The 23,391-nt window shown below is 65.6% G+C and carries 22 protein-coding genes; 12 read left to right on the forward strand and 10 right to left on the reverse strand.

Annotated elements, in window-relative coordinates:
- Window positions 1-71 precede the first annotated feature (71 nt).
- The 3 genes from U5805_RS05695 (at window position 72) to U5805_RS05705 (ending at window position 3,908) form a co-directional block, all read left to right on the forward strand.
- Window positions 72-1,322 carry an MFS transporter gene (locus U5805_RS05695; RefSeq protein WP_322102471.1) on the forward strand — a complete coding sequence of 417 codons (1,251 nt, stop codon included), beginning with the start codon at window positions 72-74 and terminating at the stop codon, window positions 1,320-1,322.
- A gap of 210 nt (window positions 1,323-1,532) precedes the next feature.
- Window positions 1,533-2,402 carry a hypothetical protein gene (locus tag U5805_RS05700; RefSeq protein WP_322102472.1) on the forward strand — a complete coding sequence of 290 codons (870 nt, stop codon included), beginning with the start codon at window positions 1,533-1,535 and terminating at the stop codon, window positions 2,400-2,402.
- 831 nt (window positions 2,403-3,233) lie between these two features.
- Window positions 3,234-3,908, forward strand: a complete 675-nt coding sequence (locus U5805_RS05705) for a helix-turn-helix transcriptional regulator (RefSeq protein WP_322102473.1) — start codon at window positions 3,234-3,236, stop codon at window positions 3,906-3,908.
- A 266-nt stretch (window positions 3,909-4,174) separates the two neighbouring features.
- Here the strand turns inward: U5805_RS05705 and U5805_RS05710 are convergent, their stop codons facing one another.
- A complete protein-coding gene (locus U5805_RS05710) occupies window positions 4,175-5,041 on the reverse strand; it encodes a LysR family transcriptional regulator (RefSeq protein WP_322102474.1) in 867 nt (288 codons plus the stop codon).
- A 129-nt stretch (window positions 5,042-5,170) separates the two neighbouring features.
- Between U5805_RS05710 and U5805_RS05715 the strand changes: the two genes are divergently transcribed.
- Window positions 5,171-6,049, forward strand: coding sequence for an NAD(P)-dependent oxidoreductase (locus tag U5805_RS05715; RefSeq protein ID WP_322102475.1), 879 nt, complete (start codon window positions 5,171-5,173; stop codon window positions 6,047-6,049).
- Between the two features lie 215 nt (window positions 6,050-6,264).
- On the opposite strand, the gene U5805_RS05720 is transcribed toward U5805_RS05715, so the two are convergent.
- Window positions 6,265-6,816: a winged helix DNA-binding protein gene (locus U5805_RS05720; RefSeq protein ID WP_322102476.1), complete on the reverse strand. Its 552-nt coding sequence runs from the start codon at window positions 6,814-6,816 to the stop codon at window positions 6,265-6,267.
- An 81-nt stretch (window positions 6,817-6,897) separates the two neighbouring features.
- On the opposite strand from U5805_RS05720, the gene U5805_RS05725 reads away from it, so the two are divergent.
- A complete protein-coding gene (locus U5805_RS05725; RefSeq protein WP_322102477.1) occupies window positions 6,898-8,013 on the forward strand; it encodes an LLM class flavin-dependent oxidoreductase in 1,116 nt (371 codons plus the stop codon).
- On the forward strand, window positions 8,003-8,551 hold the full coding sequence (locus tag U5805_RS05730) for a flavin reductase family protein (RefSeq protein WP_322102478.1): 549 nt from the start codon (window positions 8,003-8,005) through the stop codon (window positions 8,549-8,551). The genes U5805_RS05725 and U5805_RS05730 overlap by 11 nt, the downstream gene beginning before the upstream one ends.
- A gap of 7 nt (window positions 8,552-8,558) precedes the next feature.
- Here U5805_RS05730 and U5805_RS05735 read toward each other — a convergent pair whose 3' ends face one another.
- The gene (locus U5805_RS05735) at window positions 8,559-8,927 is read right to left on the reverse strand and encodes a DUF4148 domain-containing protein (protein WP_322102479.1); all 369 of its coding nucleotides are present in this window, start codon (window positions 8,925-8,927) and stop codon (window positions 8,559-8,561) included.
- A gap of 264 nt (window positions 8,928-9,191) precedes the next feature.
- On the opposite strand from U5805_RS05735, the gene U5805_RS05740 reads away from it, so the two are divergent.
- A complete protein-coding gene (locus U5805_RS05740; protein ID WP_322102480.1) occupies window positions 9,192-9,539 on the forward strand; it encodes a non-heme iron oxygenase ferredoxin subunit in 348 nt (115 codons plus the stop codon).
- The gene (locus U5805_RS05745) at window positions 9,539-10,540 is read left to right on the forward strand and encodes a 2Fe-2S iron-sulfur cluster-binding protein (protein ID WP_322102481.1); all 1,002 of its coding nucleotides are present in this window, start codon (window positions 9,539-9,541) and stop codon (window positions 10,538-10,540) included. The genes U5805_RS05740 and U5805_RS05745 overlap by 1 nt, the downstream gene beginning before the upstream one ends.
- On the opposite strand, the gene U5805_RS05750 is transcribed toward U5805_RS05745, so the two are convergent.
- The 4 genes from U5805_RS05750 to U5805_RS05765 all read right to left on the reverse strand — a co-directional run bounded on the left by U5805_RS05750 (window position 10,537) and on the right by U5805_RS05765 (window position 14,251).
- Window positions 10,537-11,145 (reverse strand): response regulator transcription factor, encoded by a 609-nt coding sequence (locus U5805_RS05750; RefSeq protein WP_322102482.1) that lies wholly within the window; start codon window positions 11,143-11,145, stop codon window positions 10,537-10,539. The two genes, U5805_RS05745 and U5805_RS05750, sit on opposite strands and share 4 nt — an antisense overlap.
- A 154-nt stretch (window positions 11,146-11,299) precedes the next feature.
- Entirely contained in the window at window positions 11,300-11,641 is a 342-nt protein-coding gene (locus U5805_RS05755; protein ID WP_322102483.1) for a hypothetical protein, read from the reverse strand.
- A gap of 21 nt (window positions 11,642-11,662) precedes the next feature.
- Window positions 11,663-12,865 carry an aromatic ring-hydroxylating dioxygenase subunit alpha gene (locus tag U5805_RS05760; RefSeq protein ID WP_322102484.1) on the reverse strand — a complete coding sequence of 401 codons (1,203 nt, stop codon included), beginning with the start codon at window positions 12,863-12,865 and terminating at the stop codon, window positions 11,663-11,665.
- 42 nt (window positions 12,866-12,907) lie between these two features.
- Window positions 12,908-14,251 (reverse strand): acetamidase/formamidase family protein, encoded by a 1,344-nt coding sequence (locus tag U5805_RS05765; protein ID WP_322102485.1) that lies wholly within the window; start codon window positions 14,249-14,251, stop codon window positions 12,908-12,910.
- Window positions 14,252-14,424: 173 nt separating this feature from the next.
- Here U5805_RS05765 and U5805_RS05770 point away from each other — a divergent pair, with 173 nt between their 5' ends.
- On the forward strand, window positions 14,425-15,897 hold the full coding sequence (locus U5805_RS05770; RefSeq protein ID WP_322102486.1) for a PAS domain S-box protein: 1,473 nt from the start codon (window positions 14,425-14,427) through the stop codon (window positions 15,895-15,897).
- A gap of 35 nt (window positions 15,898-15,932) precedes the next feature.
- Here the strand turns inward: U5805_RS05770 and U5805_RS05775 are convergent, their stop codons facing one another.
- The gene (locus tag U5805_RS05775) at window positions 15,933-16,529 is read right to left on the reverse strand and encodes a nuclear transport factor 2 family protein (protein WP_322102487.1); all 597 of its coding nucleotides are present in this window, start codon (window positions 16,527-16,529) and stop codon (window positions 15,933-15,935) included.
- 214 nt (window positions 16,530-16,743) lie between these two features.
- On the opposite strand from U5805_RS05775, the gene U5805_RS05780 reads away from it, so the two are divergent.
- The 3 genes from U5805_RS05780 to U5805_RS05790 are packed head-to-tail and all read left to right on the forward strand — an operon-like array spanning window position 16,744 to window position 20,601.
- Window positions 16,744-18,222 carry an aldehyde dehydrogenase family protein gene (locus U5805_RS05780; RefSeq protein WP_322102632.1) on the forward strand — a complete coding sequence of 493 codons (1,479 nt, stop codon included), beginning with the start codon at window positions 16,744-16,746 and terminating at the stop codon, window positions 18,220-18,222.
- Complete coding sequence (locus U5805_RS05785; protein ID WP_322102488.1) at window positions 18,219-19,823, forward strand: GMC family oxidoreductase; 1,605 nt, start codon at window positions 18,219-18,221, stop codon at window positions 19,821-19,823. The genes U5805_RS05780 and U5805_RS05785 overlap by 4 nt, the downstream gene beginning before the upstream one ends.
- Window positions 19,824-19,851: 28 nt before the next feature.
- Window positions 19,852-20,601, forward strand: a complete 750-nt coding sequence (locus U5805_RS05790) for an aspartate/glutamate racemase family protein (protein ID WP_322102489.1) — start codon at window positions 19,852-19,854, stop codon at window positions 20,599-20,601.
- A gap of 71 nt (window positions 20,602-20,672) precedes the next feature.
- Here the strand turns inward: U5805_RS05790 and U5805_RS05795 are convergent, their stop codons facing one another.
- A complete protein-coding gene (locus U5805_RS05795) occupies window positions 20,673-21,743 on the reverse strand; it encodes a porin (protein ID WP_322102490.1) in 1,071 nt (356 codons plus the stop codon).
- A gap of 194 nt (window positions 21,744-21,937) precedes the next feature.
- The gene (locus U5805_RS05800) at window positions 21,938-23,353 is read right to left on the reverse strand and encodes a purine-cytosine permease-like transporter (RefSeq protein WP_322102491.1); all 1,416 of its coding nucleotides are present in this window, start codon (window positions 23,351-23,353) and stop codon (window positions 21,938-21,940) included.
- Between the last annotated feature and the right edge of the window lie 38 nt (window positions 23,354-23,391).

The raw sequence follows: 23,391 nt of genomic DNA on the forward strand, positions 1-23,391 counted from the left end.
GCCGGCGCCGCCGTCAATAACAGATCAATAAGCACATCGATAAGGCGCCGCACGCCTGCCGGAGATACTTCATGCAATCGTGGTACAGCAGCATGCCGCCCAACCAGCGTCGCACGTTTTGGGCTTGCTTTCTGGGCTGGGTTCTCGATGCGATGGACGTTCAGTTCTTCGCGTTCACCATTCCGACCTTGCTTGCCGCGTGGCACATGACCAAAGGCCAGGCGGGCATCATCGGCACGTCGGCGCTCGTGGCCTCCGCCGTCGGCGGCGTGATCGCGGGCGTGCTCGCCGACCGCATCGGCCGCGTGCAGGTGCTCAAGCTCGCGATCCTGTGGTTTTCGCTGTTCACGGGGCTTTCCGCCTTCACCAACGGCTTTCACGAACTGCTCATCACGCGCAGCCTGCAAGGGCTCGGCTTCGGCGGCGAATGGGCGGCGGGCGCGATCCTGATCGGCGAAGTGGTGGACAAGCGCATTCGCGGCCGTGCCGTGGGTTGCGTGCAGAGCGGCTGGCCGGTGGGCTATGCGCTCGCGGCGCTGTTCTACTGGGGCCTGTATAGCGTGCTGCCCGAGCATCTCGCATGGCGCGTGCTGTTTCTCGTCGGCATTCTGCCGGGCCTGCTCGTGCTGTGGATGCGCCGCAACGTGGACGAATCGGCGGCGTTCGAATCGGCCGCCGGCTTTCGCGAGAAAGCGGGCACGTTCGAAACCTTCGCGCGCATTTTCGCGCCCGGCGTGGTCTCGCGCACCTTGCTCGCCTCGGCGATGGCGGCGGGCGCGCTCGGCGGCAACTACACGATCCTCACGTGGCTCGTGACGTATCTGCGCGAAACGCAAAGCCTCACCGTCAACCTCACGACGATGTATCTGGCCGTCAACATCTTCGGCTCGTTTTGCGGCTACGTGGGCATGGCGTATCTGAGCGACGCGATCGGACGGCGCTGGACCTTCGCGCTTTCGGCGGCGGGCGCGACGCTTACGGTGCTCGTGTACACGCGCCTGCAATTGCCGCTTTCCGCGCTGCTCGTGCTCGGCTTTCCGCTCGGACTGTTCCAGTCGGGCATCGTATCGGGCATGGGCGCGTGCTTCACCGAATTGTTTCCGGTGCAGATTCGCGCGTCCGCGGGCGGCTTTTCGTATAACTTCGGGCGCGGTATCGGCTCGCTCGTGCCCGCTGCCGTGGGGCTCACGAGCGCTTCGGTCGGGCTCGCGAAGTCGATCGGCATGTGGGCGGCGGCTTCGTACGTCATCGTGTTCATCGTTGCCGTGTTCCTGCCGGAAACGCGCAACCTCGAACTGGAAGAAGCAAAAGTCGAGGCGTGATTCGGCACGGCGGCGGCACGGCGGCGGCGCGTCAAGGCCGCGATATCGCCACGCCGATGCTGCGCTGGCGCCCCAATATCGAAGCGCGCGATTGCGCCGACTTAAGCGCCAATCCCCGCCCAACGTGCGCTATCGCGCATAAACTTCGCGGCCCCTCGTGTGAGAATTCGCGCTCAGCCCTCGCTGCGCGAACAACACAGGGGAAGCGGAATGAAGTCGGTCACGTTCTGGGAATGCGTGAAAGGCGCGTGGCGCGATGGCTGGCGCTTCGCGAGTCGTCGGCCGTGGCTTGCGCTCGTCGTGCTGGCGATCGCATGGCTCGCGCCGTACGCCGAAGCCGCGCTGCTGCCCGACCCCGTGCCGCCGTTGCGCCTCGTGACTTACCTGCCGCTCGGCGTGTTCGAGCTGATTCGCGCGGCGGTCTTTCCCGCATTGGCGGTCGATGCGATTCGTTTCCTGCTGCTGGAACGCCGCCTTACGCCGGCCGGCGACGACGCGCCCGCCGGCGGCGCTGCCTGGCGTTACGGCGTGCTCGCGTACGGCATGATCGTGCTGTTTCTCGCCATCGTTGCCGCCGGAGTGAGCCTTGCCGTGGGCGCGGTGTTGCTCCAGGCGCATTACTGGCCCGCCGTGTCCGTCAACGTAACGGCGTTGATCGGCGGCTGCGCGATCGTGTCGATCGGCGTGGCGTTTTTCGTGTGCGGACGATTGAGTCTGGCGACCACGCACGTGGCGGCGGGCGGCGCGCTGCGGCTGCGCGATGCGTGGGCCGACACGCGCGGCCATTGCTGGAGCGTCTGGCTCACGCAACTTCTCGCGCTGTTGCCCGTGCTGGCCGCGGCGGGCGCGGTGTGCTATTTCGGCGGCGAGGCGCGCCGCCACGGCCTCGCGCCTCTCATGGAACCGGCGGGCGCGTTCGTGGCGGTGTGCGCAGCGTGCGTGAGCGCCGCGTGTTCGAGCTGGCTCTATGCACGCTACGCGGGCGCGCTCGCGGGCCGCGCGTTGCCTGCTTCGACGGCGTCCGGGCTGCATCGCAACGCCGCGTATGTTTTCGAACCGGAAGCGACGGCCTCGGCGTAGCGGCGTCGCGGGTTCTGCCCGGTCTGCCGGGTCTGATTCAAGCGGGTTCGCATAATCGGCCCGCGTCGTTCCCCCCTTATCCCTCTTCAAGCCGATGCCGGTCGATCCGGCATCGCGATCGCGCTGTTCGCTCGCCTTCTCCATTCCGATTCGCCGCCTGATTTTCTCCCGCCCATTTAAAGCTGCCGACACGCCGTCTTTAAATGGGCGATATCGGTGAAAACGCGCGTTTTTAGGGCGTCGAATTCGGAGTGAAAATATCGGACGGAAACGAAAAAAGCGCCGGGCGGGGGCGTCGGCGCAAACTCCCGGAGCAGGATGATGCCGGGAGCGTAGGTGAACGGTGGGTTCGTTGCGCGAGCGCGGTTTCGTCCCTGCCGGGCTCGCTGCGCCGCGCTACGGAATTTCAGTCCGGTTGCGCCCTGCAAAACCACGGTTTTCTGCTCCGCGGAATACGGGAACGGATGCCGATATCGTATGCACTGTGCTTTCTCTCAGGTTCTATGTTGCACGGCTCAAAAGTCCGTTTTTAAAACCAGCCGCAATGCGCGTTCGCGGATTTGCGTAATTCGCGGCGGAACGTTTCTCTGACTTTCCGCCGGCTTCGTAGCGAACATGGGCCGCGCTTCGTCGACCGCACTTCGCGCGTTGCCTCATTCCCCTTCAAGCGAAGCGGTAATGACAAAACACGGCGAAACACCGCGAAGCACGGCGCTATCCGGCGGCGCTCCGATGCCACTTATTAAGTTGTTTAATTACAACTTGATTCGTCCTTCATGTCAAGCGGTGGCATTGCCACTATTCGGGTCGTGTTATCGCGGAGATGCAAGCATGAAGAACAATGAAAAAGCGGTGGCGCGCACGATAGGAAAAGCCATCGCGCGGCGCCGCACGATGGCGGGTCTCACGCAGGAGGAGGTGGCGGAGCGGCTCGGCCTGGGTCAGGAAGCGGTTTCCCGCATGGAGCGCGGCGTGGCGAGCCTGACGGTGGCGCGGCTTGCGACGCTGGCGGAAATCTACCGGTGCAACGTGGCGCAGCTCGTGACCGAAAGCTCGGAGCGCGAGGACGATCAGGCGCGCGCGCTTTCCGCCGTGCTGAGCCGCTTGCCGCACGCCGACCGCGAATTGTTGATCGAGTGGATGAACGTGTTTGCCGCGCGCTTCCAGCCGCGCTTGCAACCACAGTTGCAGCCGCCGTTGCAGCCACAGTTGCAGCCACAGTTGCAGCCACAGTTGCAACCGCCGTTGCAGCGGCCGGCGCGCGCGAAGGACGGCGCGAACGCAATCGACGGGCATGCGGACGGTCACGCCGATGGCGCGGACGGACACGACGGACACGACGGACACGACGGACACGACGGACACGACGGACACGACGGACACGACGGACACGACGGCGCGCGCCGCAAGGAAAGCCGCCACGACGGCATCGACGTTTCGGCCAAACGCGGCAAGGCGCGCCAGCCGCAGCCGCGCGTGCGCAAGCCTCGCGCGCCGGCGCGCTGAGTTCTCGCCCGGCTTGCGGCTCGCCTTCCGGCTCGCCTTGCGGCGACGCTCTCTTCAAGTCGTTTGCGCGCGGCGCTTCGGCGAGTCGCCCAGTGCGTTGCGACAACGCCTGACCAGGTTGGGTTGCGCGGCGCGCCGGGCCAAATAGCGCCTCGGCGCCTTTTGCGGGCATCGTCACGAAACTGCCCGCGCTTCGGCGCGGCGTGGCATGTGCGTCGAGCGAGCGCGCTTCCCGAGCGATTGCCTTTGCAGCACGCCGCGCAAAATCAGCGTATTTCCTCGTTCGCCACGGCGGCGAGCACGTCGCGCAACTCCGCCGCCACGCCGCTCAAGTTGCTGCGTTCGAACAAGCGCAATTCAAGCGCGGGAAGCCTCGGCAAGCCCGCATCGCCCAGCCTCTGCACGCCGCGCGGCACGTTATGGCCCGTGCGCACCGTGATGCCGTGGCCCAATTTCAACGCCGCCCATACGCCCGCGAGGCTGGGCGTGGTGAGCGCAAGCCGCCACGCGCGACGCTTTTGATCGAGCGCGCGCATGGCGGCGTGCCGAAAGAGACACGGATGATCGAACAGCACGAGCGGCACGCGGGCCTTGCGGTCGGCCAGCACCGGTGCGCGTTTTCCCGCGAACCAGTACAGCGGCAAGGTGGCGAGCAGCGTGCCGGAGCGGCTCGCGCCGGGTTGCGCGAAGGCCAGCGCGAGATCGAGCTTGCCCGCGTGTACCTCCTCTTCGAGCGCATAGTTGCGCCCCGCGCGCACTTCGACATGCACGTCCGGGCGTTGCTTCGCGAACCGCGAAACCGCGCGCGGCATCACATCTTCGAAGAAGTCTTGCGGCAAGCCGATACGCACGGTGGAAGCGGAATGACTCGCGCCCAGCACGACCGCCGCTTCGTCGTGCAGCGCGACGATCTGGCGCGCGTACGCGAGCAGGGCGTCGCCCGCTTCGGTGAGCGCGAGGCCGCGCCCTTGCCGCTCGAACAGCGTTTGCCCCGCCTGTTCCTCGAGCCGCTTCAACTGCATGCTCACCGCCGATTGCGAGCGCCCGAGCTGAATGGCCGCGCGCGCGAAGCTGCCGGCGTCGACGCCCGCCACCATCGTGCGCAGTGCGTCGATATCGAATCGTGTACTCATGGAATGATCCGTTTTCTTGAAGTGTCAGTTCATCAACATTCGTTGGTCGAAAGTGTCATGCTGAACTATAGTCGCTGAGACGGCTTGCGACTCACCTCGCTCGCACCTTATTCGACGGGATTTTCGACCATGACGATCACGGAACCGATTGGCTTTATTGGGCTCGGCACGATGGGCGAGCCGATGGCGCTGAATTTGCGCGGCGCGGGCCGGGCGCTGGTGGTGTGGAATCGTTCGCCCGAGAAGTGCGCGCGGCTCGCGGCCGAAGGCGCCGCCGTTGCCGCCGGCGCGGGCGCGGTGTTCGCGCGCTGCGCGACCGTGATCCTGATGATGGCCGACGGCGCCGCCATGGACGCCGTGCTCGCGCGCGGCGAACCCGCGTTTGCCGAACGCGTGCGCGGCCATACGGTCATCAGCATGGCCACCGTCGAACCGGCGTATTCGCAGGCCCTGGCCGCCGACGTACATGCGGCCGGCGGCTGCTATGTGGAGGCGCCCGTTTCGGGTTCGCGCAAACCGGCCGAAGCGGGCGAACTCATCGCCATGCTCGCTGGCCCCGGCGAAGCCATGGCCGCGGTGAGCGCGTTGCTTGCGCCAATGTGCCGCGAGTGCGTGCCTTGCGGCCCAGTGCCGGGCGCGTTGCGCATGAAGCTCGCCGTCAATGTGTTTCTCATCACGATGGTGACGGGACTGGCCGAAGCCGCCCACTTCGCCGCGCGCCACGATCTCGACATGCATCGCTTCGCCGCGATCCTGAACGCGGGGCCGATGGCGAGCGCCGTTTCGCGCATCAAGCTCGACAAGCTCTGCGCCGGCGATTTCACGCGGCAAGCCGGCATCTCCGACGTGCTCAAGAACAGCCGGCTCGTGGTGGAAGCCGCGCACGAAGCCGGCATTGCCGCGCCGCTCATGGAGATTTGCCGCGCGCTCTATGCGCGCACCGAAACGATGGGTTATGCAAACGACGACATGATCGCGGTCGTCCACGCGTTTTCGTCGCAACACTGACGCCAGCCGCAACGCTTGCCTTGCGTTGCGGCGTTTCCTCGCCGGTGCCTGCCCGGGCATCGCGTCTTTTGTGCATGGGCATTCGTCACGCAATGCTCCGTGCTTTCCCCGAGTTTTGTTTTGTTGCAGTCAAAATTCGGCTGCACTACGATCAATTAAATTGAAATTCAATGTAAAGCGTGACCGACGCCGCGGCGGTGCCGCGACGCTCGCTTTCAGCGCTGCCGATGAAAGGTCGCCACTTCGCGCGTCGCGGTTTCGTACACGCGTTCGAGTTGTTCGAGGCAGGCGGTCGCGCGCGCGGCGGCGTTCTTGATGCCGGCGGTGGCCTCGGCCATCTTGAGCAGCACGCTTTCGCGCAGTTGCGCGTATTGCTCGCACACGCGCGCGCCTTCGGCCGTGGTGGTGTAGTACACGCCGGTGCGCGCCGAGCCGGATTTTTCGATCAGCCCGACCTTGATGAGCTTGCGCAGTTCGTACTGCATGTTGGCGACGTCTTGCCGGTTGGTGAGTTGCAGCAGGTCGCGCGTGGTCTTGGCGCGCTCGTGCATATGAATCACGTGGACGAGCGCGTTTTCCTGGCCGCTGAGCGCGGTGCCGGTCACGGCCGCCATGCACTCGGATTGCCAGCGCGAAAACGACTGGTCGAGCCGCATGACGGCGTATTCGAGGTCGGTGATTTCAACGCCGAAGTCGTTCACCGCCAGATGCCAGCGGTGCTTCGCCGTGGCGGCTTTTTTCGTGGTTTTGCGTGATGGCTCGGTCATTGCGCTTCGCTGTGCAGGAAGAAGGCGGCCCGCCGCGCGGCGGTCCATCGAGTGAATGAATTTTACTGCGCCAGGACTGACATGAGACGAATTCTGCAAACGAAGGACTTCATTCTCGGCACGTTCGCGACGAACTGCTCGGGCGGCATGTCGGTGACGAAAGTTGCCGAACGTTGGGACAATTCGTGGGACAACAATGAGCGGCTTGCCGTCATGCTCGACGAAGCGGGCATCGACTTCATGCTGCCGATCGCGCGCTGGATCGGCTACGGCGGCGACACCGACTTTCACGGCGACGTGCTGGAGACCATGACGTGGGCGGCGGCCCTGCTCGCGAAAACGCGCGATCTCACCGTGTTCGCCACCATTCACACGGCCGCCAATCATCCGGTCGTGGTGGCGAAGCAGATTGCCACGCTCGACCAGATCGGCAAGGGGCGCGTGGGGCTGAACATCGTCGCGGGCTGGAATCGTCCCGAATACGAAGCGCTGGGCCTGCCGCTCGCCGCGGGTCACGACAAGCGCTATGCCTATGCGCAGGAATGGTTCGACGTGGTGCAGAAACTGTGGACGCACGACGGTCCGTTCGACTGGCAGGGCGAGAACTTTCAACTGAAGAACGTATATGGCAAGCCGCGTCCGTGGCAGGGCGAGCGGCCGCCCATTCTCAACGCGGCGGGTTCGGGCGAAGGGCGCGATTTCGCGATCGGCAATGCGAACTTTCTCTTCACGCCCGCGATCGACCTCGAACGCTCGCGCACCGAAGTGGCCGAACTCAAGCAAAAGGCCGTGGCCGCGGGCAAGAGCGTGAACGTGCTGACGTTCTCGCATGTGGTGTGCCGGCCGAGCGAAGCCGAAGCGCGGCAGTATCTGGAATATTTCGGACAACAAAATGCCGACTGGCAAGCCGTGGACAACCTCGTGGCGTTGCAGTTCGCCAATGCGCGTTCGTTCCCGCACGATCTGCTCGCGTTGATTCGCGACCGCATGGCGGCCGGGCACGGCGGTTTTCCGCTTGTCGGCACGCCGGAGCAGGTGGCGGCGGGCATCATGTCGCTCGCCGAAGCGGGGTTCAAAGGCACGACGCTTTCGTTCGTCGATTACGTGGCGGAATTTCCGTACTTTCGCGACACGGTGCTGCCGATTCTCGAAGCGCACGGACTGCGCAGCCCGCGCGAGCAACGTCATGCAGCGTGACGCGCCGAACGTGCGCAGCGCGATGGAGAGCGCCGCGGTGCTGAGCTGCAACTTCGTTCAGGCGATGCGCGGCTTCGCGGGCGCGGTGTGCGTGATCACGGTGACTGACGGCGAGCAGCGCAGCGGATTCACGGCCACTTCGGTGTCGTCGTTTTCGGCGCAGCCGCCGATGCTCGTCGCTTCGATGAAAGCGACCAGCTCGTCGGCGGCGTTGCTCGTACGTTCGCGCCGCTTTGGCGTGAACCTGCTGCGCGCCGATCAACGCGCCATTGCCGAGCGCTTCACGGGCTTTCGCGGCGAAGAAGGCGAGGCGCGCTACGGCAACGACGAATGGGTGCGCATAGCGGCGCACGGCGCGCCGCTGCTCGTGGAAAGCGCCGTGGCGATGGATTGCGAAGCGGAAGAACTCATCGTGCGCCACGGCCACGTGCTCGTGATCGGGCGTGTGCGCGCCGTGCTGCGCGACGAGACGATGCCGCAGCCGCTGGTTTATTGGCAAGGGCGGTACACGGCGCCGTCCTTTCATTCGGATACCTAACTAAACCTCACGGCGCCGACGCGGGAGCCGCCGCCGAGGCCGCCGCGCCGTTCTTGTATTGACCGCTGAACACGCTTTGCGGCGCGACCGCGCCTTGATTGCCGTTGCGCGCGTCGTTCTTTTCGATGCCCTGCAATTCGGCGTTTTTCTTCGCGCGGCGCGCCTTGCGCTCGGCCTTGCGTTGCGCGCGCTTCGTGGCGCGTTCGGCCGCGCGCTGCTTCGCCGATGTTGCCGATGTCGCCGATGCGGCAAAGGCGTTCGCGGCCGGCGTGCTTGCACTCTCCTGCGCGAACGCATTACCGGTGGGTGCGCTCGTCAGCGCGAACATCGCAACGACGCAAGTGGCACGAACGACGGCGCAAGCTTGAAGCTTCATGGCGGCTCCGGGTTGAAAGGTTGGCACGGCTCGAAGCGCATCGTATTCACGCCGATTTTCCGCAGCCATTGGGGGCAGCGGGTAAGCGGGTAAGTGTTACCACCTGGCGCGCAGCGTGCCGCGCTAGGTGTTTGCCCGCATGGACCTAGCCCTTCGCACCAATAGGTGCGCGGCGCACCGCTCGCTAACATCGCCTCACGGTTCCCGCAGGTCGCGTGCTTCGCGCGCGGGCGCCGCGGAACATGAACAACCGAGGACCGATGGATGAAGACTAGCGAACTGATCGCCGCCGGCGAAACGTACTTGTGCGACGTGGCCGAAGTGCCCGAAGGCGGCGCGAAACGCGTCGAACTCGACGGCCGCCCGCCGATCGGCGTGTTCAATCTCAATGGCGCGCTGCATGCCATCGACGACACCTGTTCGCATGGCAACGCCTCGCTTTGCGAGGGCGAAATCGACACGGAAGAGGGCGTTGTCGCGTGCCCGTATCACGAAGGCTGCTTCGACATTCGCACGGGCGCCGCGGTGAGCGCGCCCTGCATCGTGCCCGTGCGCGCGTGGCCGATCTCGATCGTCGACGGCAAGGTGTATCTCGACGAGGAGTGCCGCTGATGCCGATCATCACCGTGAGCGGCACCGCGCTGCGCTTCGAGTCCGCACCGGGCGACACGGTGCTGCAAGCCGCGTTGCGCGCGGGCCTGCCCTGGCCTTACGAATGCTCCGTGGGTGCATGCGGCACCTGCCGCTTCACGATCGAGGCGGGCGAGGCGCGCGTGCTGCGCGAGAATCCGCCCGGACTGTCGGCCATGGACAGGCGCAAGAACCGCAAGCTTGCGTGCCAGTGCGTGGCCGAAACCGACTTGAGCGTGAGCGCGAAGATCGGCGTGGACGGCGCGTGCGTGCCCATTGCGCCGCGCCGCATGAGCGCCGTGTTGAGCGGTGCGCGCGCGGTGACGCACGACATGACCGAGTACCGCTTTCGCACGGCGCAGGCGGCGCGGTTCCTGCCGGGCCAATACGCGCTGCTTGCCTTGCCGGGCATGAACGAAGCGCGCGCGTATTCGATGTCGAACGTCGCGAACGAACAGGGCGACTGGATCTTCGTGATTCGCAACGTGCCGAACGGGCTCGGCTCGCGTGCGCTCGCCGCGCTCGAAGCCGGCGCGACGATTGCGCTGGACGGCCCGTATGGCGGCGCATGGCTGCGCACGGACGTGCCGCGCGAAATCGTCTGCATCGCGGGCGGCTCGGGCTTGGCGCCGATGTTGTCGATTGCGCGCGCGGCCGCGGCAACGGAGCGTCGTCTGCATTTTTACTACGGCGCGCGCACGGCCGCCGACGCCTGCGGCCGTGCCTTCGTCGCGGAACTGGACGGATTCGGCGCCCGCGTGCGCTGCGTGGAAGCCATCTCCGTTCACGACCATGCCGATGCCGCATGGCAAGGCGAAACGGGCCTGATTCACGACGTGGTGGCGCGCGATCTCGCGGGTGCGTTCGACGCCTACGAGTTCTATGTTTCAGGGCCGCCGCCGATGATCGCGGCCGTGCTCAATCTGCTCGCGGTGGAGCGTGGCGTGCCGACCGCGCAAATTCACTTCGACCGCTTCTTTTAAGTCCCCAGCACCATGCGCACGAGATCGGCCACCGAGCCGATCTTGAGCTTTTCGCGGATATTCGCGCGGTGTACTTCCACTGTCTTGAAGCTGATATCCAGTTCGCGCGCGATCAGCTTGCTCGACTTGCCTTCCACCATCTTGTTCACCACTTCGCGCTCGCGCGGCGAAAGGGTGGCGAGCAGCTGGTCCGCGTTGATGCGCGAATGGCGCGACTCGTAGGCGTCCAGGCTCACGCGCAATGCTTCGTTAACCTTATCAATCAGCGTCTGGTCGTTATACGGCTTTTCGAGGAATTCGTAAGCGCCGCTCTTGAGCGCGCGCACGGTCATGGGAATGTCGCCGTGCGCGGTGAGAAAGATGATGGGCAGCGAGAAGCGCATTTCGTTCAAACGCGCCTGCAATTCGAAGCCGCCGATCTGCGGCATGCGCACGTCGAGCAACAGGCAACCGGGCACGTCCGCATTGACGGCGGCGAGAAAGTCGCGGCCGCTCGCGAAGCTCGCCGTGCGATAACCGACGGACTGCAACAGCCATTCGAGCGAACTGCGCACCGATTGGTCGTCGTCGACGATATAAACAGTGGGGTGAAGTTCTTCGGTCATGACAGTGGGTATCGTGGGCACGGTGATGAGCAGAACGTGCCTGATTATATGACTATGGAAGCATTCAGGCGCGCCGATAAAAAAATGCCGGCAGAAAAAATTCTGCCGGCACCTGCGAGTCAGGCCAACGTGGAGAAAAGCGAAACGGCGCGCGTTACCCGGCGAGCGTGCCGTGATCGGCGATAAAGCGGCGTTCGTCGAAACTGTGCGGTACTTTCGGGTCGCCGCGATACAGTTCGACGTGCGGCGCGACTTCGGCCATGCTCAGCATCAGGCGAAACAGCACGGCGCTTTCCTCGGGCAATTGCCCGAGCGGGAACGTGTCCACGTGCGCGAGCGCGCTTTCCATATGGGGCAGCATGGCGTCGTAGAACGCGCGCAGGTCGGCGGCGCTCGCGTGCAGGCGCGTGGACTGGCGTTCGTTCTGGGTGGGCAGCGCCCATCTGGCCGCGAACGGCGCGAGCGATTCGAATGCGGCGGGGAGTGTGGCGGTCATGGCGAAAGACGTCATCAAGAGTCAGGATTCGATGTATTGATCGAGCACGTGGTAGCCGTGGCGCACGAGAATTTCCTCGTCTTGCAGCACCATGTATTTCTTCGAGCCCGAAGCGAGCGCTTCGTGCGTGTCTTCCATCGTGCCCGTGTCTTCGAGCCACGCGTTGCGTTGCAGGCATTGCGCGTATTCGATGGCCCAGCGCTCGCTGTTGGTCTTGGGCTCGCGCACGTAATACTTGCCTTCCCACAGCGTGCGGTCGTGCGAAAGCGGCCAGAACTGGTGCGTGAACCACGTGCCCTCGGCCACATGCACCAGAATGTTCGGGAAGCACACCGAAAGCTCGAACGCGAAGTCCTCGCGGCGCGAGGGATTCACCATCGGCGGCAGCGCGGAATTGCCGTGCGTGAACACCGTGGACGCAATCGTGCGTTCCGCCGACATGCGCGCGATCGGCAGCAGATTCGCCGTGCGCGTGAGGCACACGCCCGCGGTGCGGTGGTCGCCCATCAGTTTGACGTCGGCGAGGCCGGTCGTGAACGCGCCCGGGAACGAGCCCGCGTGAATGGTGGGCACGTGATATGCCTCGGCAAACGCGTCCAGCGCGATCTTCCAGTTGCAGTTGAGCGTGGTGTGATACGAGAACGTGCGCGTCATTTCGTTGAACGGAAAGCCCGCGAAATGCGCCGCGAATTCGCCCAGATAGTCGGCGAGCGGCGCCGGCGTGCCGCTGTCGAAATTCACGAAGATAAAGCCTTCCCACACTTCGGTATGCACGGGCGCGAGGCCGTGGTCGTCGCGCGCGAAGCAAGGCGCGAAGCGCTCGGCCTCCGGCACTTCCACGAGCGCGCCGCGCGCGTCGTACACCCAGCCGTGAAAGCGGCACGAGACCACGGCCGCCTTGCTGCGCCCGAAGGTTTCCTCGCCCGTTTCCACCACGACCTTGTTGCCGCGATGCGAGCAGGTGTTATGAAAGCCGCGAATCCGGCCGTCCTTGCCGTGGATGAGGATGACCGAGGTTTTCGCCACCGCGATCTTCTTCACCTTGTAGTCGCCGGGGTTGGCGATCTCTTCCACGCGGCCCACTTTGAGCCACGTTTTCATGAACACTTTTTCGCGTTCGAGTTCGAAATACGCGGGGTCGACGCAAGGCGCGGTGGGCAGCGGGTCCATGCCCAGGTCGGGGTATTTGCTGGCCCAGCGCAGCGGGCGAATGTCGTCTTTCATCGGTGGTCAGTGGGTCGGAGTAATCGAATAGGGGAACGGGCGTTATTGGCCGATGCCGTACTGCTCGCGCGCGATCTGGCCAAGCCCGATGCGGTCGAGCACCGCGAGCGGGCACATGAACGTCACGCGCACCACGCCGGGCAAGCGGCTGATTTCGATCGAGCCGGCGATGGTCGCGCGATTGAGAATTTCGTCGTAAGGCAGACCCGTGACGTCGGCGGCGCGTTGCAGGCCGACCTTGGTGGCGTCGTTGAGCGTCGGGCCGCTGCCGATGAACGTAATGGGCGCGTTGGCCTCGATGCTTTTCTGGCCGTATTTCGCGGCCAGCGCTTCCACGTGCGCGCGCTGCTCGCGCGTCATGGGGCGCGCCATCGGCGGCAGGTCGTCGGGGCGCTGGAACAGGATCGGCCCGTCGATGGGCAAATGCTTGAGCACGTTCACCTGCACTTCGACCATGCCGGAAATGTCGGTGGCGTGGCCCGCGATCTCGCCGTTGCCCTGCTGCGCGTGCATGTCGCCCATGTAGACGCCCGCGCCGTCCACCTTGACGGGGCAGACGAGAATGGCGCCTTCGCGCACCGTGTTGGTGTCCATGTGGCCGTCGGTTTTGGCGGCCTGCAAGGTTTCGGCGCTCATGGCGAAGCGGTGCGGCGCGTCCACCAGAAAGCCGCCGAAGTCGCCCGCGTTGTGCGAATCTGGCATGTCGACGGCGGGCATCGTGCCGATGTTGCCGAGGAACGGCTGCATGTGCGCGGCAAGCCCGGCGATGTCGGCGCGCGCGAGCGCGAGAATCGAATGCTGCTCGGAGTTCGGCGGAATCAACGCATGATCGTTGGGCATGCGGCCGAGCGTTTGCGCGATCGACGCATCCACGGTCAGCGAAACCTGGTTGGCCTTGTCGAGCACGATCACATAACCGTTGCTGAAGCGAAACGCGTTCACTTCGTTGCCGCACACGTCGCAGCGCACGGCTTCCTCGCCGACGCCTTCGAGGTGCGAGAGCGGCGCTTCGGTGCCGCACGCGGAGCACTTCTTGGCCACGAACGGGTCGCCGGTATAGCGGCCTTCCACGAAGCTCATCACGCCCGACGAGGTGGCGAGCGAGGTCGGCTCGCAGCGCCGGATGCGCAACGCCACGGCGTCGCCCACTTTCGCGCCTGCCACGTACACGGGCTGCGAGCACTCGTGACCGCCTTCGAAACGCGGCGTGATCATCGGGCCCCAGCAGCCGGGCGGCGTGCCCGCGACGATCGTGCCGCCGTCGGCGAGCGGGCCCGCCATCGGCGTGGACGGGCCGATGGTGCCGCGCGTGTAGCGATCCACCTCCACGCGCGAGGCCGGCGAAGTGGCAAGCGCGGACGCGGGCGTGTCGAGCATCGTTTCCATGCAATGTCCTCACTGGAATTTTGTCGGCGCAGAATCGCCGGCAGGATGGAAGCCATCGTAGAAGAGTGCCGCGCGCCTGCGTATCCGGCGGGTTATCTAGCGGCTAGGTACTACCACCTATCGCGCGCGCGCCGTGCGCGGTGCCATGCTCGGCGCACTTGAGGGAGCGGACCATGCCAGTGCAACTCGACTATCGCGAAGTGTTCCGGTACGCCAACGACGCGATGATCCTGCACGACGCGGACACGGGGGAAATACTCGAAGCGAACGACGCCGCGTGCCGTCTTTATGGCCGCAGCGCCGACGACTTGCGCGCGACGCCGGTGGGCGCGCTTTCGGTGAACACCGACAAGTACTGCCACGAAGTGGCGATCCGCTACATTCACATCGCGGCGCGCACGGGCCGGCTGTTCACGTTCGAATGGGTGATCCTGCGCAGCGACGGCGTCGAACTCACGGTGGAAGGCAACCTCAAGCGCATGATGGGCGGCGCGCGGCCGATGGTGCTCGCCATCACGCGCGACATCTCCGAGCGCAAGCTTGCCGAGCTGCGCCTGAAAGAGCGCAACCGCTATTTCAGCGAATTGCTGCGCAACTCTTCCGACGGCGTGGCGCTCATCGCGGGCAACGGCGTGGTGGAATACGTGGGCGAGTCGCTCGTCGGCATTCTGGGCGTGCATGCGCGCGTGGCGCGCGGCGTGAACGTGTTCAACTACATGCATCCCGACGACGCGCGCCGCATGTCCACGGTGCTTGCGAAAGCGCGGCGCCGCAGCGTGGCGACGGGCACGTTCACCTATCGCATCCGCCATCGCGACGGCACGTGGCGGCATCACGAAGCCGTGTTCAAGAACCTGCTGCACGACCCGGTATTTCGCGCGGTGCTGGTGAATTTTCGCGACGTCACGATTCGCGTGCGCCACGAAGAAGAGATGCGCGAGCGCGAACAGCAGCTCAATCACTATGCGCGTTTGTCGATTGCGGGCGAAACGGCTGCCGCGCTCGCGCACGAACTCAATCAGCCGCTCTGCGCGGCGGTCAACTTCTTCGCGGGTTGCCGGCGGCGCATCAATACGGGCAATGCGCAGCCCGCCGAAATCAGCGCGGCGCTCGATCTCGCGCAGCAGGAACTGGAGCGCGCGGGGCGCATCATTCAGTCGGTGCGGCAATTCACGGCCAATCATGAAACGTCGCGCAAGGTGCATTCGTTGTGCAGCGTGCTCAACGGCATTGCCAGCTTCCTCGAAATTCGCGCGCGCCAGGACGCCGTGGAGATTCGCATCGACGCGCATGAGGACGCCCTGGTCGAATGCGACGAAATCCTGATCCAGCAGGTCATCAGCAATCTGGTGGTGAACGGCATCGAGTCGATGGACGACCTGCCCGAGCATGCGCGGCGTCTCGCGATATCGACCAGCCTTGTCGGCAAGCAGATCGAAATCGCCGTGGAGGACAACGGCGCCGGTTTTCCCGCCGACAATCTGGAGTCGCTGCCCGCGTCTTTTTTCACGACGAAAAAGAATGGCGTGGGGCTCGGGCTTTCGCTATGCCGCGCGATTGTCGAATCGCACGGCAGCAAGCTCGATGTCGCGCGCGCCGCGCCCGGCGGCACGCGCTTTTCGTTCGCGCTCGCGGTGATCGCGTGACGAGCGCATGACCGAGAGGATGACTGCGCGTATGACTAGCGCGCGGGCGCATTCGCGTGAGGCGACAGCGTCCAGCCTTCGCGATAGGGGCTGATCAGCATCGGCCGCAATTCGACGCGGGAAAAACGCCAGCCGTCGTCGGCGCGCACGGCGCGCGCGATATAGTCGGCGGCGATCCAGTGCGAAAGCGGCGCGCCGTCGGTTTGAATCTGCGCCATTTCGAACAAATACCAATGGCAATCGGCGCTGCGCAGGTCGGCGCAAAGCGTGAACGTGGGGCTCACCATGTAATGCACGGTCCAGACGATGCTCTCCTGCGCGAGTTTCGCGACATACGAGGTGACGGTCTGCTTGCCTTCGTAGGTGCCGAAACCTTCTGCACTCCAAACGATATCGTCGGTATAGATGGCCGACATCATGACGGGGTCGTTGCGGCGGTCGGCGGCGGCGGCGTAGCGCGCGACCAGCGTGCGCAGCGCCTCTTGCGCTTCGAGCGCTTCCAGACGCTGGCGCAACGCGGCGAATTCGCCGTCGTGCATGGCGGCTTCCGTGGAAACCGGCCCGGGAGCGGTGGAAGGGGCGGAAGTGGCGGAAGTGGTGGAAGAGGTGGAAGTGGCGGCCTGCTGGTTCATCCGTATGCGCTCCGTGGCTCGTGAATCCCGAAGCTAACGCGAACGCCGCGCGAAAAAAATGCGTGCGCGCACCTGGCGCGCGTAAGTGTTCGCACCTGGTATGAGTACCGGATGTGCCGGATGCCGGTGCGCCGCGCGTGTCCCTACCATCGCAAGAGACAGCCGATGAAACGGGAGCACGAGATTGAACCTTGCCGCAGGCACCGATTTTTCCATGCTGGGCGCCGCGAGCCGCGCCTTTCTTGCCGCGCCGCACGCGTTGCGTATCGATGGTGAAGCGCGCAGCGGTTCGGGCGGCTGGCTCGATATCGTCGATCCCAGTTGCAACGAGATCGTCGCGCGCGTGCCCGACGCCACGCCCGCCGACGTGGATGCGGCCGTGGCCGCCGCGCGCCGCGCGTTCGACGATCCGGCGTGGCGCGCCATGCGTCCCGCGCAACGCGCCGACGCCATGCTCAATCTCGCGCTGCTGATCGAAACGCACGGCCGTGAACTCGCGGAACTGGAAACCATCAACAGCGGCCGCCTGATCGCGAACACCCAATTGTTCGACGTCGAATTTTCGGCGCACGTGCTGCGTTACATGTCGGGTTGGGCCACGCGGCTCGACGGGCGCACCGTCGATATTTCCGCGCCGTATCTACCCGAAGGCGAATTCTTTTCGTTCACCACGCGCGAGCCGCTAGGCGTGGTCGCGGGCATCGTGCCGTGGAACGTGCCGCTTTGCCAGGCCGTGTGGAAACTCGCGCCCGCGCTCGCGGCGGGCTGCACGGTGGTGCTCAAGCCCGCCGAGCAAACGCCGCTCACGGCGCTGCGCCTCGCCGATCTCGCGCTGGAAGCGGGCTTTCCGCCGGGCGTGGTCAACGTGGTGACGGGCACCGGCGCCGTGGCGGGCGCGGCGCTCGCGGCGCACCCCGATGTCGCGCGCATTTCGTTTACCGGCTCCACGGCCGTGGGGCGCAAGATCGCGCAGCAGGCGGCGGGCAGCTTTCGCCAGTACAACCTCGAACTCGGCGGCAAGTCGCCCGTGATCGTCATGGACGACGCCGATCTCGACGCCGCCATTGCGGGCGCGGCGTGGGCCATCTTCGGCAATCACGGCCAGAATTGCTGCGCGGGCTCGCGCCTCTACGTTCACGAGCGCGTGTTCGAGCGCGTGCTGGAAGGCGTGTGCGTGATCGCCGAGTCGCTCAGGCTCGGGCCGGGCCTCGATCCCGCGAGCCAGATGGGACCGCTCGTGAGCCGCGCGCAGCAGCGCCGCGTGCTGGCCTATATCGACGACGGCCGCGCCGCCGGCGCGCGCGTGCTGACCGGCGGCGGCGCGCCCGCGAGCGACGGTTGCTACGTGCAGCCGACCGTGCTCGCGAACGTCGACGAAAGCATGCGCGTGGTGCGCGAGGAAATCTTCGGGCCGGTCCTGGCGGCAATGCCGTTTCGCGACGAAGCCGAAGCGCTCGCGCGCGCCAATCGCAACGACTACGGCCTGGGCGCGAGCATCTGGACGCGTGACGTCTCGCGCGTGCATCGCTTCGTGAAGGGCTTGAACGTGGGCAACGTGTGGGTCAACGTGCATAACGTGCTCGACGTCGCGCTGCCGTTCGGCGGCGTGAAAGATTCGGGCGTGGGCCACGATCTCGGCGAGGAATCGGTGCTTGCGCACACGCGCATCAAGTCGGCGGTGATTCGCCTATGACGCTCGACGGCAAGACCTTCGACTATGTGATCGTGGGCGCGGGCGCGGCCGGTTGCGCGGTCGCGGCGCGGCTTTCAGAAGACCCGCGCACGAGCGTGCTGCTTCTCGAGGCGGGCGGCGAGGATCGCTCGTTCTGGCTCAGGATTCCCGTGGGCTACGGACGCACGATCGCGGACCCGCGCGTGAACTGGTGCTACCAGACCGATCCCGTGGAAGCGCTCGGCGGGCGGCGCATCTTCTGGCCGCGCGGCAAGGTGCTGGGCGGCTCGACCGCCATCAACGGCCTCATCTACATACGCGGCCAGGCCGCGGATTACGACGCGTGGCGCGCGCAAGGCAACGTCGGCTGGGGCTACGACGACGTGCTGCCGTACTTTCGCCGCGCCGAGGATCATGCCGACGGCGAGAGCGAATTCCACGGCGCGGGCGGCCCGTTGCACGTGAGTCATCTCGTGGAGCGCAACCCGCTTTGCGATGCGTTCATCGAGAGCGCGGGCGCCGTGGGTCTCGCGCGCAACGACGACTTCAACGGCGCGCAGCAAGCGGGCGCGGGCTACTATCAGGCGACGATCCGGCGCGGCGAGCGCGTTTCGGCGGCGCGCGCGTATCTGCGTCCGGCGTCGCGCCGGCCCAATCTGCATGTTGTCACTGGCGCGCTGGCGCGGCGCGTGCTGCTCGACGGTGCGCCCGCGGCAGGGCTCGAATTCGCGCGTGGGGGCGCGCTCGAACGCGTGCGGGCGCGTGCCGAAGTCGTGCTGTGCGGCGGCACCGTGAATTCGCCGCAATTGCTGATGCTTTCCGGCATCGGCGCGGCCGACGCGTTGCGCGAAGCGGGCGTGGCGCCGCAAGTCGACCTGCCCGGCGTCGGCCGGAACTTGCAGGATCACTACGGCGGCCAGATCACGTGGCGCTGCCGTTACCCCGTCACGATGAACGACATCATGGCGAGCCGCTGGCGCACCTACGCCACGGGCTTGCGCTGGCTGTTGCGCCGTGACGGGCCGTTCTCGGTGCCGGCGGGGCAGGCGGGCGTGTTCGCGAGTCTCGGCGACGAGGCCACGCGGCCCGACGTGCAATTCCTGTTTCAAACCTTCAGCGGCGGCTATTACGAAAACGGGCTGTACCGCTTTTCCGGCTTCGCGAATTTCATTTGCCCGGTCAGGCCGCGCAGCCGGGGCTGGCTCGGCCTGCGTTCGCCCGATCCGGCCGCGCCGCCGCAGATCCATCCGAATTATTTCGCCGATCCGCACGATCGCGAACTGCTCGTGCGCGGCCTCCGGCTCGCGCGCAAGCTCGCGGTGGCGAAACCGCTCGCCGGGTTCGTCGAATCGGAACACTTGCCCGGCATCGACGTCGATTCCGACCGCGACATCGAGCAGTACTTTCGCGAGAACGGCGGCTGCGTCTCGCATCAGGTCGGCACCTGCCGCATGGGCAACGACGCGCAAGCCGTGGTCGACGCGCAATTGCGCGTGCGCGGCGTGGCGGGCCTGCGCGTGGCCGACGCCTCGATCATGCCGACGCTGGTCTCCGGCAACACGAACGCCGCGACGATCATGATTGGCGAGAAGGCCGCCGATCTGATCCGCGCGAGCGCCTGACGTCATTTTCCCCGCGAGGCTCGTAGCCATGAAGCGTATCAAGATGATTCTTCCGGTGCCGTTGCCGGCGGCGGCGCTCGCGCATTTTGCCGCGCAAATTCCCGAGCGATTGCGCCGCGCCGACGTGCAGATCGACTTCGGCGGTTGCCGCGCGGGCGCGAGTTTGCTCGACAGTCCCTACGAATGGACGCTGGCGGACGCCTTCGTGCTCGACGCGGGCATTGCCGCGCAAGCCGAAGGCTACGACGGCGTGTGCAGTTTCTCGATGAGCGATTCGGGCGTGCCCGCCATGCGCTCGCGTTTGCGCATTCCGGTGATGGGCGCGGCGCAGGCCGCGTTCGCGCAGGCGAGCCTGCTCGGCAAACGCTTTTCGATCGTGACGATGTGGCAGCCGTGGCGCGCGCACATGCTGGAAATGGCGGCGCGTCATGGCATGCGGGAGCGGCTCGCTTCGGTGCGCCATATTGACGTGCGGCCCGACACGAGCGAACTGCTTTCGGGTAAGGAGGACTTCGTGTTCGCGAAGCTCGAGGCCGCCGCGCGGCGCTGTATCGACGAAGACGGCGCGGACACGATCGTGCTCGGCTCGACGACGATGTACCAGGCGCACGCGCATCTGGCTTCGGCGCTGCCGTGCCCGGTGGTGAATCCGGGCTGGTGCGCGTTCAAGGCGCTGGAGGCGTGGCTCGACATGGGATTGATGCAGAGCGAGCTGGGGTATGCGCAGCCGGAACGGGGGAACGATGGGGTATTTGCGAACGTGCCTCGCGTCTATTGAAAGATAATTCGGATACCGAAATAAAAAACGCCGCTTCGCGCGGCGTTTTTCATTTGCCGGGCCGGTTGCGATCAGAACAAATGGCGGATCGCCACCCGCACGATCGTCTGCGTGCCATTGCTCGACGCGCCCGACGAACCCGAAATCGACGCGAACACGTTCTCGTTGCCGCTCGCGTGCTGATAGATATAGTTCAGATACACGTCCGTGCGTTTCGAAAGCAGATAGTCGAACGTCACGCCGCCCTGGTTGACGTGATTGTTCGTGACCGCCTGATTGCCGTTCGCATAGATGTACTGCGCGTAGACGAAGAAGTCGGGCGCGAAGGTCACGAGTCCGCCCAGTTCGTACGTATCCACATGCGCGCCGTTGAACGTGTTGTGCGTATTCGTGTAGAGCGCGTCCAGCGCGAAGCGGCCGAAGTCGTAGCGTCCGCCGAAGCCGAAGTTGCGAATGCCGTCGGCGCCGTTGTTGATCGACGGATCGCGCGCGAACGTGTAGGCCGCGTTCAGCCGCAGCGGGCCGTGCTCGTAGTTCGCGCCGAAGCTCGACATGTTGCTGTTGCCGCCCGCGCCGGCGAGGTTGGAAAAGCCGTACATCGCGCCGAAATTCAGGCCCCGGAAGTCTTTCGAAACGAACTTGGCCGTGTTCGAAGTGGCCGCGCCGCCCGCGATGCGGCTGTAGTCGAACGTGCCGAGCGGCGAGCCGAGCGCCGAAAACGGACCGTCCGGCAACTGGTACAGGCTCACGTAAGGAATCTGGTGGCCCCAGCGCGCGAGCGAGAGGTTGTCGTACATGAAATCGAACTGATGCCCGAACGTGAGCGCGCCCCACGGCGAGGAGAGCCCCACGTACGATTCGCGGCCGAACACGCCGCCGCCGCTCATCGCACCCGTGTTGATCGAGTAGGAACCGTCCATCAGGAAGATCGCGGCATAGCCGCCGCCGAGGTCTTCGGTGCCGCGCACGCCGATCAGGTCGGGCGCCTGAATGCCGCTTTGTTCGGCGACCTGACTATGGCCGCCGACGTTGCTCGTGTAGGTGATGCCCGCGTCCAGCAGGCCGAACAGCGTGACCGAGCTTTGCGCGAATACCGGATAGGAAAGGCCCATGAGGGCGAGGGCTAAGGCGGTTTTTTTCATGTGTGGGCGAAGGGTCGGCAAAAACTGCGCAGGATAAAAACGGCGTGGTTTATCGAAGCTTGATCGAGGCGTGGCGCGCGCGTGCCTGGCGGCGCGCCGTGGCCACGCGGCGCGTCGTCATGGGCGGCGCGGCGGGCGCCGCGAGCCGTGCGGCAAGCCGCCCGGCGCGAGCGGGGCCGCGCCGGGCGCGAGACTCAGGACTGCGCCTGCAAGTCGAGCTGGCGGCGCGGCATGAGGCGGCAGAAGATCGGGTAGAGCACGAGCGCGCCGATCAGCGAGGTGAAGAATTCGATCGGCACGAGCGTGTTGAGCACGTAGTGCGCGAGCACGAAACTCACCACCGTGGCCGTCACGCCGGGCCAGTTGACGGCGGGCGGCGCGCTCGCGCTGCGGCCGCGCGACACCACGAAGTAATCGGCGAGAATGATGCCCGCGTAGCACGTCATCAGCACGCCCAGCACGGTGATGAACGCGTTGAACCAGTCGAGGATCGAGCCGATCAGGAACAGCGCCGAAATCACGTTGCCGAGCACCACGAAGGTGAAGCGGCCGGGGCGCCAGTTGATCGTCGAGTCGAAGAAGCTCGTGAGCGAGAGCGAGGAGCTATAGGTGTTGAGCACCTGCGCCTTGGATTGCGCGAGCACCATCAGCACGCCGCCCAGCACGCCGCCGAACACGATGAACGCGGAGGCCACGCTGTCGGGGCTGTGCAGCACGGCGGCGCTCGCGGCGGCCTGGCTCATGCCGTTGGCCACGTAATGCGCGACCAGTTGGCCCGTGCCCGCGTACATGACGATGCCGCCCACCGCGATCATGATGAAGTCGAGAAAGAGATTGCCGATCAGCGCCGAAATGCCCACGTCGCGCGAGGAAATCGCGTAGCGCCCGAGGTCCGCGTCGATCATCGCGAGCGCGCCCGCCGTGCCGATCAGCACGTTCACGCAGAACGTGAACTTGCCGAAGTCGCTGAGGGCGCCCATCGACTTGAGGACGTCGGCGGGCATTTGCGGGCCGAAGCTCATGGCTTGCGCCCAGCTCATGCCCGAGCCGTCCACCACGCGCAGCACGATGAACGCGAGCAGCGCGAGCATGGCGACGAGCGTGACGCTCGACACTTTCGACACGAGCTTGAAGCCGAACGCCGTGAGCAGAATCCACGCGAGGCTCAGCACGCCGTACACGACGACGCGGTTCGCGAGCGTGTCGTCGAAGTTGAACCAGAAGCGAAAGCCCTTGTAGAGCAGCACGTTTTCGAGCGCGGCGAGGCCCGTGATCATGAACGCGAACGAGAACGCCGTGATGGCCGAGCCGCGCGTGCCGAAGCCGTGCTTGCGCGTGAGCACGGTGCTGGAAAGGCCGGTGCGGTACGCGACGTGGCCCACGCCCCAGCCGAGCAGCGAGCCGACGATGGTCACGAACGCGCCCGCGAGCAGCGCGATCTTGAGCCCCGCGACAAAGCTGATGAGCGCGCCGATGAACATCTGCACGAGCGTGGTGACGATGCCCGCCGTGTTCCACGACAGCTTCACCCAGCCCTGGCGCGCGCCTTCCGGCACCGATTCGAGCGCGTGGTCTTCCATCTGGGTGGACAAGTCTTCGCTTTCTTTCACTCTCTTGCTCCTGGTTCCGTTTCGGGGGATGGGTTTTC

Origin of the sequence: Paraburkholderia sp. J41 (assembly GCF_905220235.1) — a bacterium.
Classification (GTDB): domain Bacteria; phylum Pseudomonadota; class Gammaproteobacteria; order Burkholderiales; family Burkholderiaceae; genus Paraburkholderia.

Coding starts and splice junctions, on each gene's coding strand:
- U5805_RS05745 (WP_322102481.1), top strand. CDS start 9,539: ATGCCGATCATCACCGTGAGCGGCACCGCGCTGCGCTTCGAGTCCGCA.
- U5805_RS05790 (WP_322102489.1), top strand. CDS start 19,852: ATGAAGCGTATCAAGATGATTCTTCCGGTGCCGTTGCCGGCGGCGGCG.
- U5805_RS05785 (WP_322102488.1), top strand. CDS start 18,219: ATGACGCTCGACGGCAAGACCTTCGACTATGTGATCGTGGGCGCGGGC.
- U5805_RS05780 (WP_322102632.1), top strand. CDS start 16,744: ATGCTGGGCGCCGCGAGCCGCGCCTTTCTTGCCGCGCCGCACGCGTTG.
- U5805_RS05720 (WP_322102476.1), bottom strand. CDS start 6,816: ATGACCGAGCCATCACGCAAAACCACGAAAAAAGCCGCCACGGCGAAG.
- U5805_RS05770 (WP_322102486.1), top strand. CDS start 14,425: ATGCCAGTGCAACTCGACTATCGCGAAGTGTTCCGGTACGCCAACGAC.
- U5805_RS05725 (WP_322102477.1), top strand. CDS start 6,898: ATGAGACGAATTCTGCAAACGAAGGACTTCATTCTCGGCACGTTCGCG.
- U5805_RS05705 (WP_322102473.1), top strand. CDS start 3,234: ATGAAGAACAATGAAAAAGCGGTGGCGCGCACGATAGGAAAAGCCATC.
- U5805_RS05730 (WP_322102478.1), top strand. CDS start 8,003: ATGCAGCGTGACGCGCCGAACGTGCGCAGCGCGATGGAGAGCGCCGCG.
- U5805_RS05760 (WP_322102484.1), bottom strand. CDS start 12,865: ATGAAAGACGACATTCGCCCGCTGCGCTGGGCCAGCAAATACCCCGAC.
- U5805_RS05765 (WP_322102485.1), bottom strand. CDS start 14,251: ATGGAAACGATGCTCGACACGCCCGCGTCCGCGCTTGCCACTTCGCCG.
- U5805_RS05715 (WP_322102475.1), top strand. CDS start 5,171: ATGACGATCACGGAACCGATTGGCTTTATTGGGCTCGGCACGATGGGC.
- U5805_RS05740 (WP_322102480.1), top strand. CDS start 9,192: ATGAAGACTAGCGAACTGATCGCCGCCGGCGAAACGTACTTGTGCGAC.
- U5805_RS05695 (WP_322102471.1), top strand. CDS start 72: ATGCAATCGTGGTACAGCAGCATGCCGCCCAACCAGCGTCGCACGTTT.
- U5805_RS05795 (WP_322102490.1), bottom strand. CDS start 21,743: ATGAAAAAAACCGCCTTAGCCCTCGCCCTCATGGGCCTTTCCTATCCG.
- U5805_RS05750 (WP_322102482.1), bottom strand. CDS start 11,145: ATGACCGAAGAACTTCACCCCACTGTTTATATCGTCGACGACGACCAA.
- U5805_RS05710 (WP_322102474.1), bottom strand. CDS start 5,041: ATGAGTACACGATTCGATATCGACGCACTGCGCACGATGGTGGCGGGC.
- U5805_RS05775 (WP_322102487.1), bottom strand. CDS start 16,529: ATGAACCAGCAGGCCGCCACTTCCACCTCTTCCACCACTTCCGCCACT.
- U5805_RS05700 (WP_322102472.1), top strand. CDS start 1,533: ATGAAGTCGGTCACGTTCTGGGAATGCGTGAAAGGCGCGTGGCGCGAT.
- U5805_RS05735 (WP_322102479.1), bottom strand. CDS start 8,927: ATGAAGCTTCAAGCTTGCGCCGTCGTTCGTGCCACTTGCGTCGTTGCG.
- U5805_RS05755 (WP_322102483.1), bottom strand. CDS start 11,641: ATGACCGCCACACTCCCCGCCGCATTCGAATCGCTCGCGCCGTTCGCG.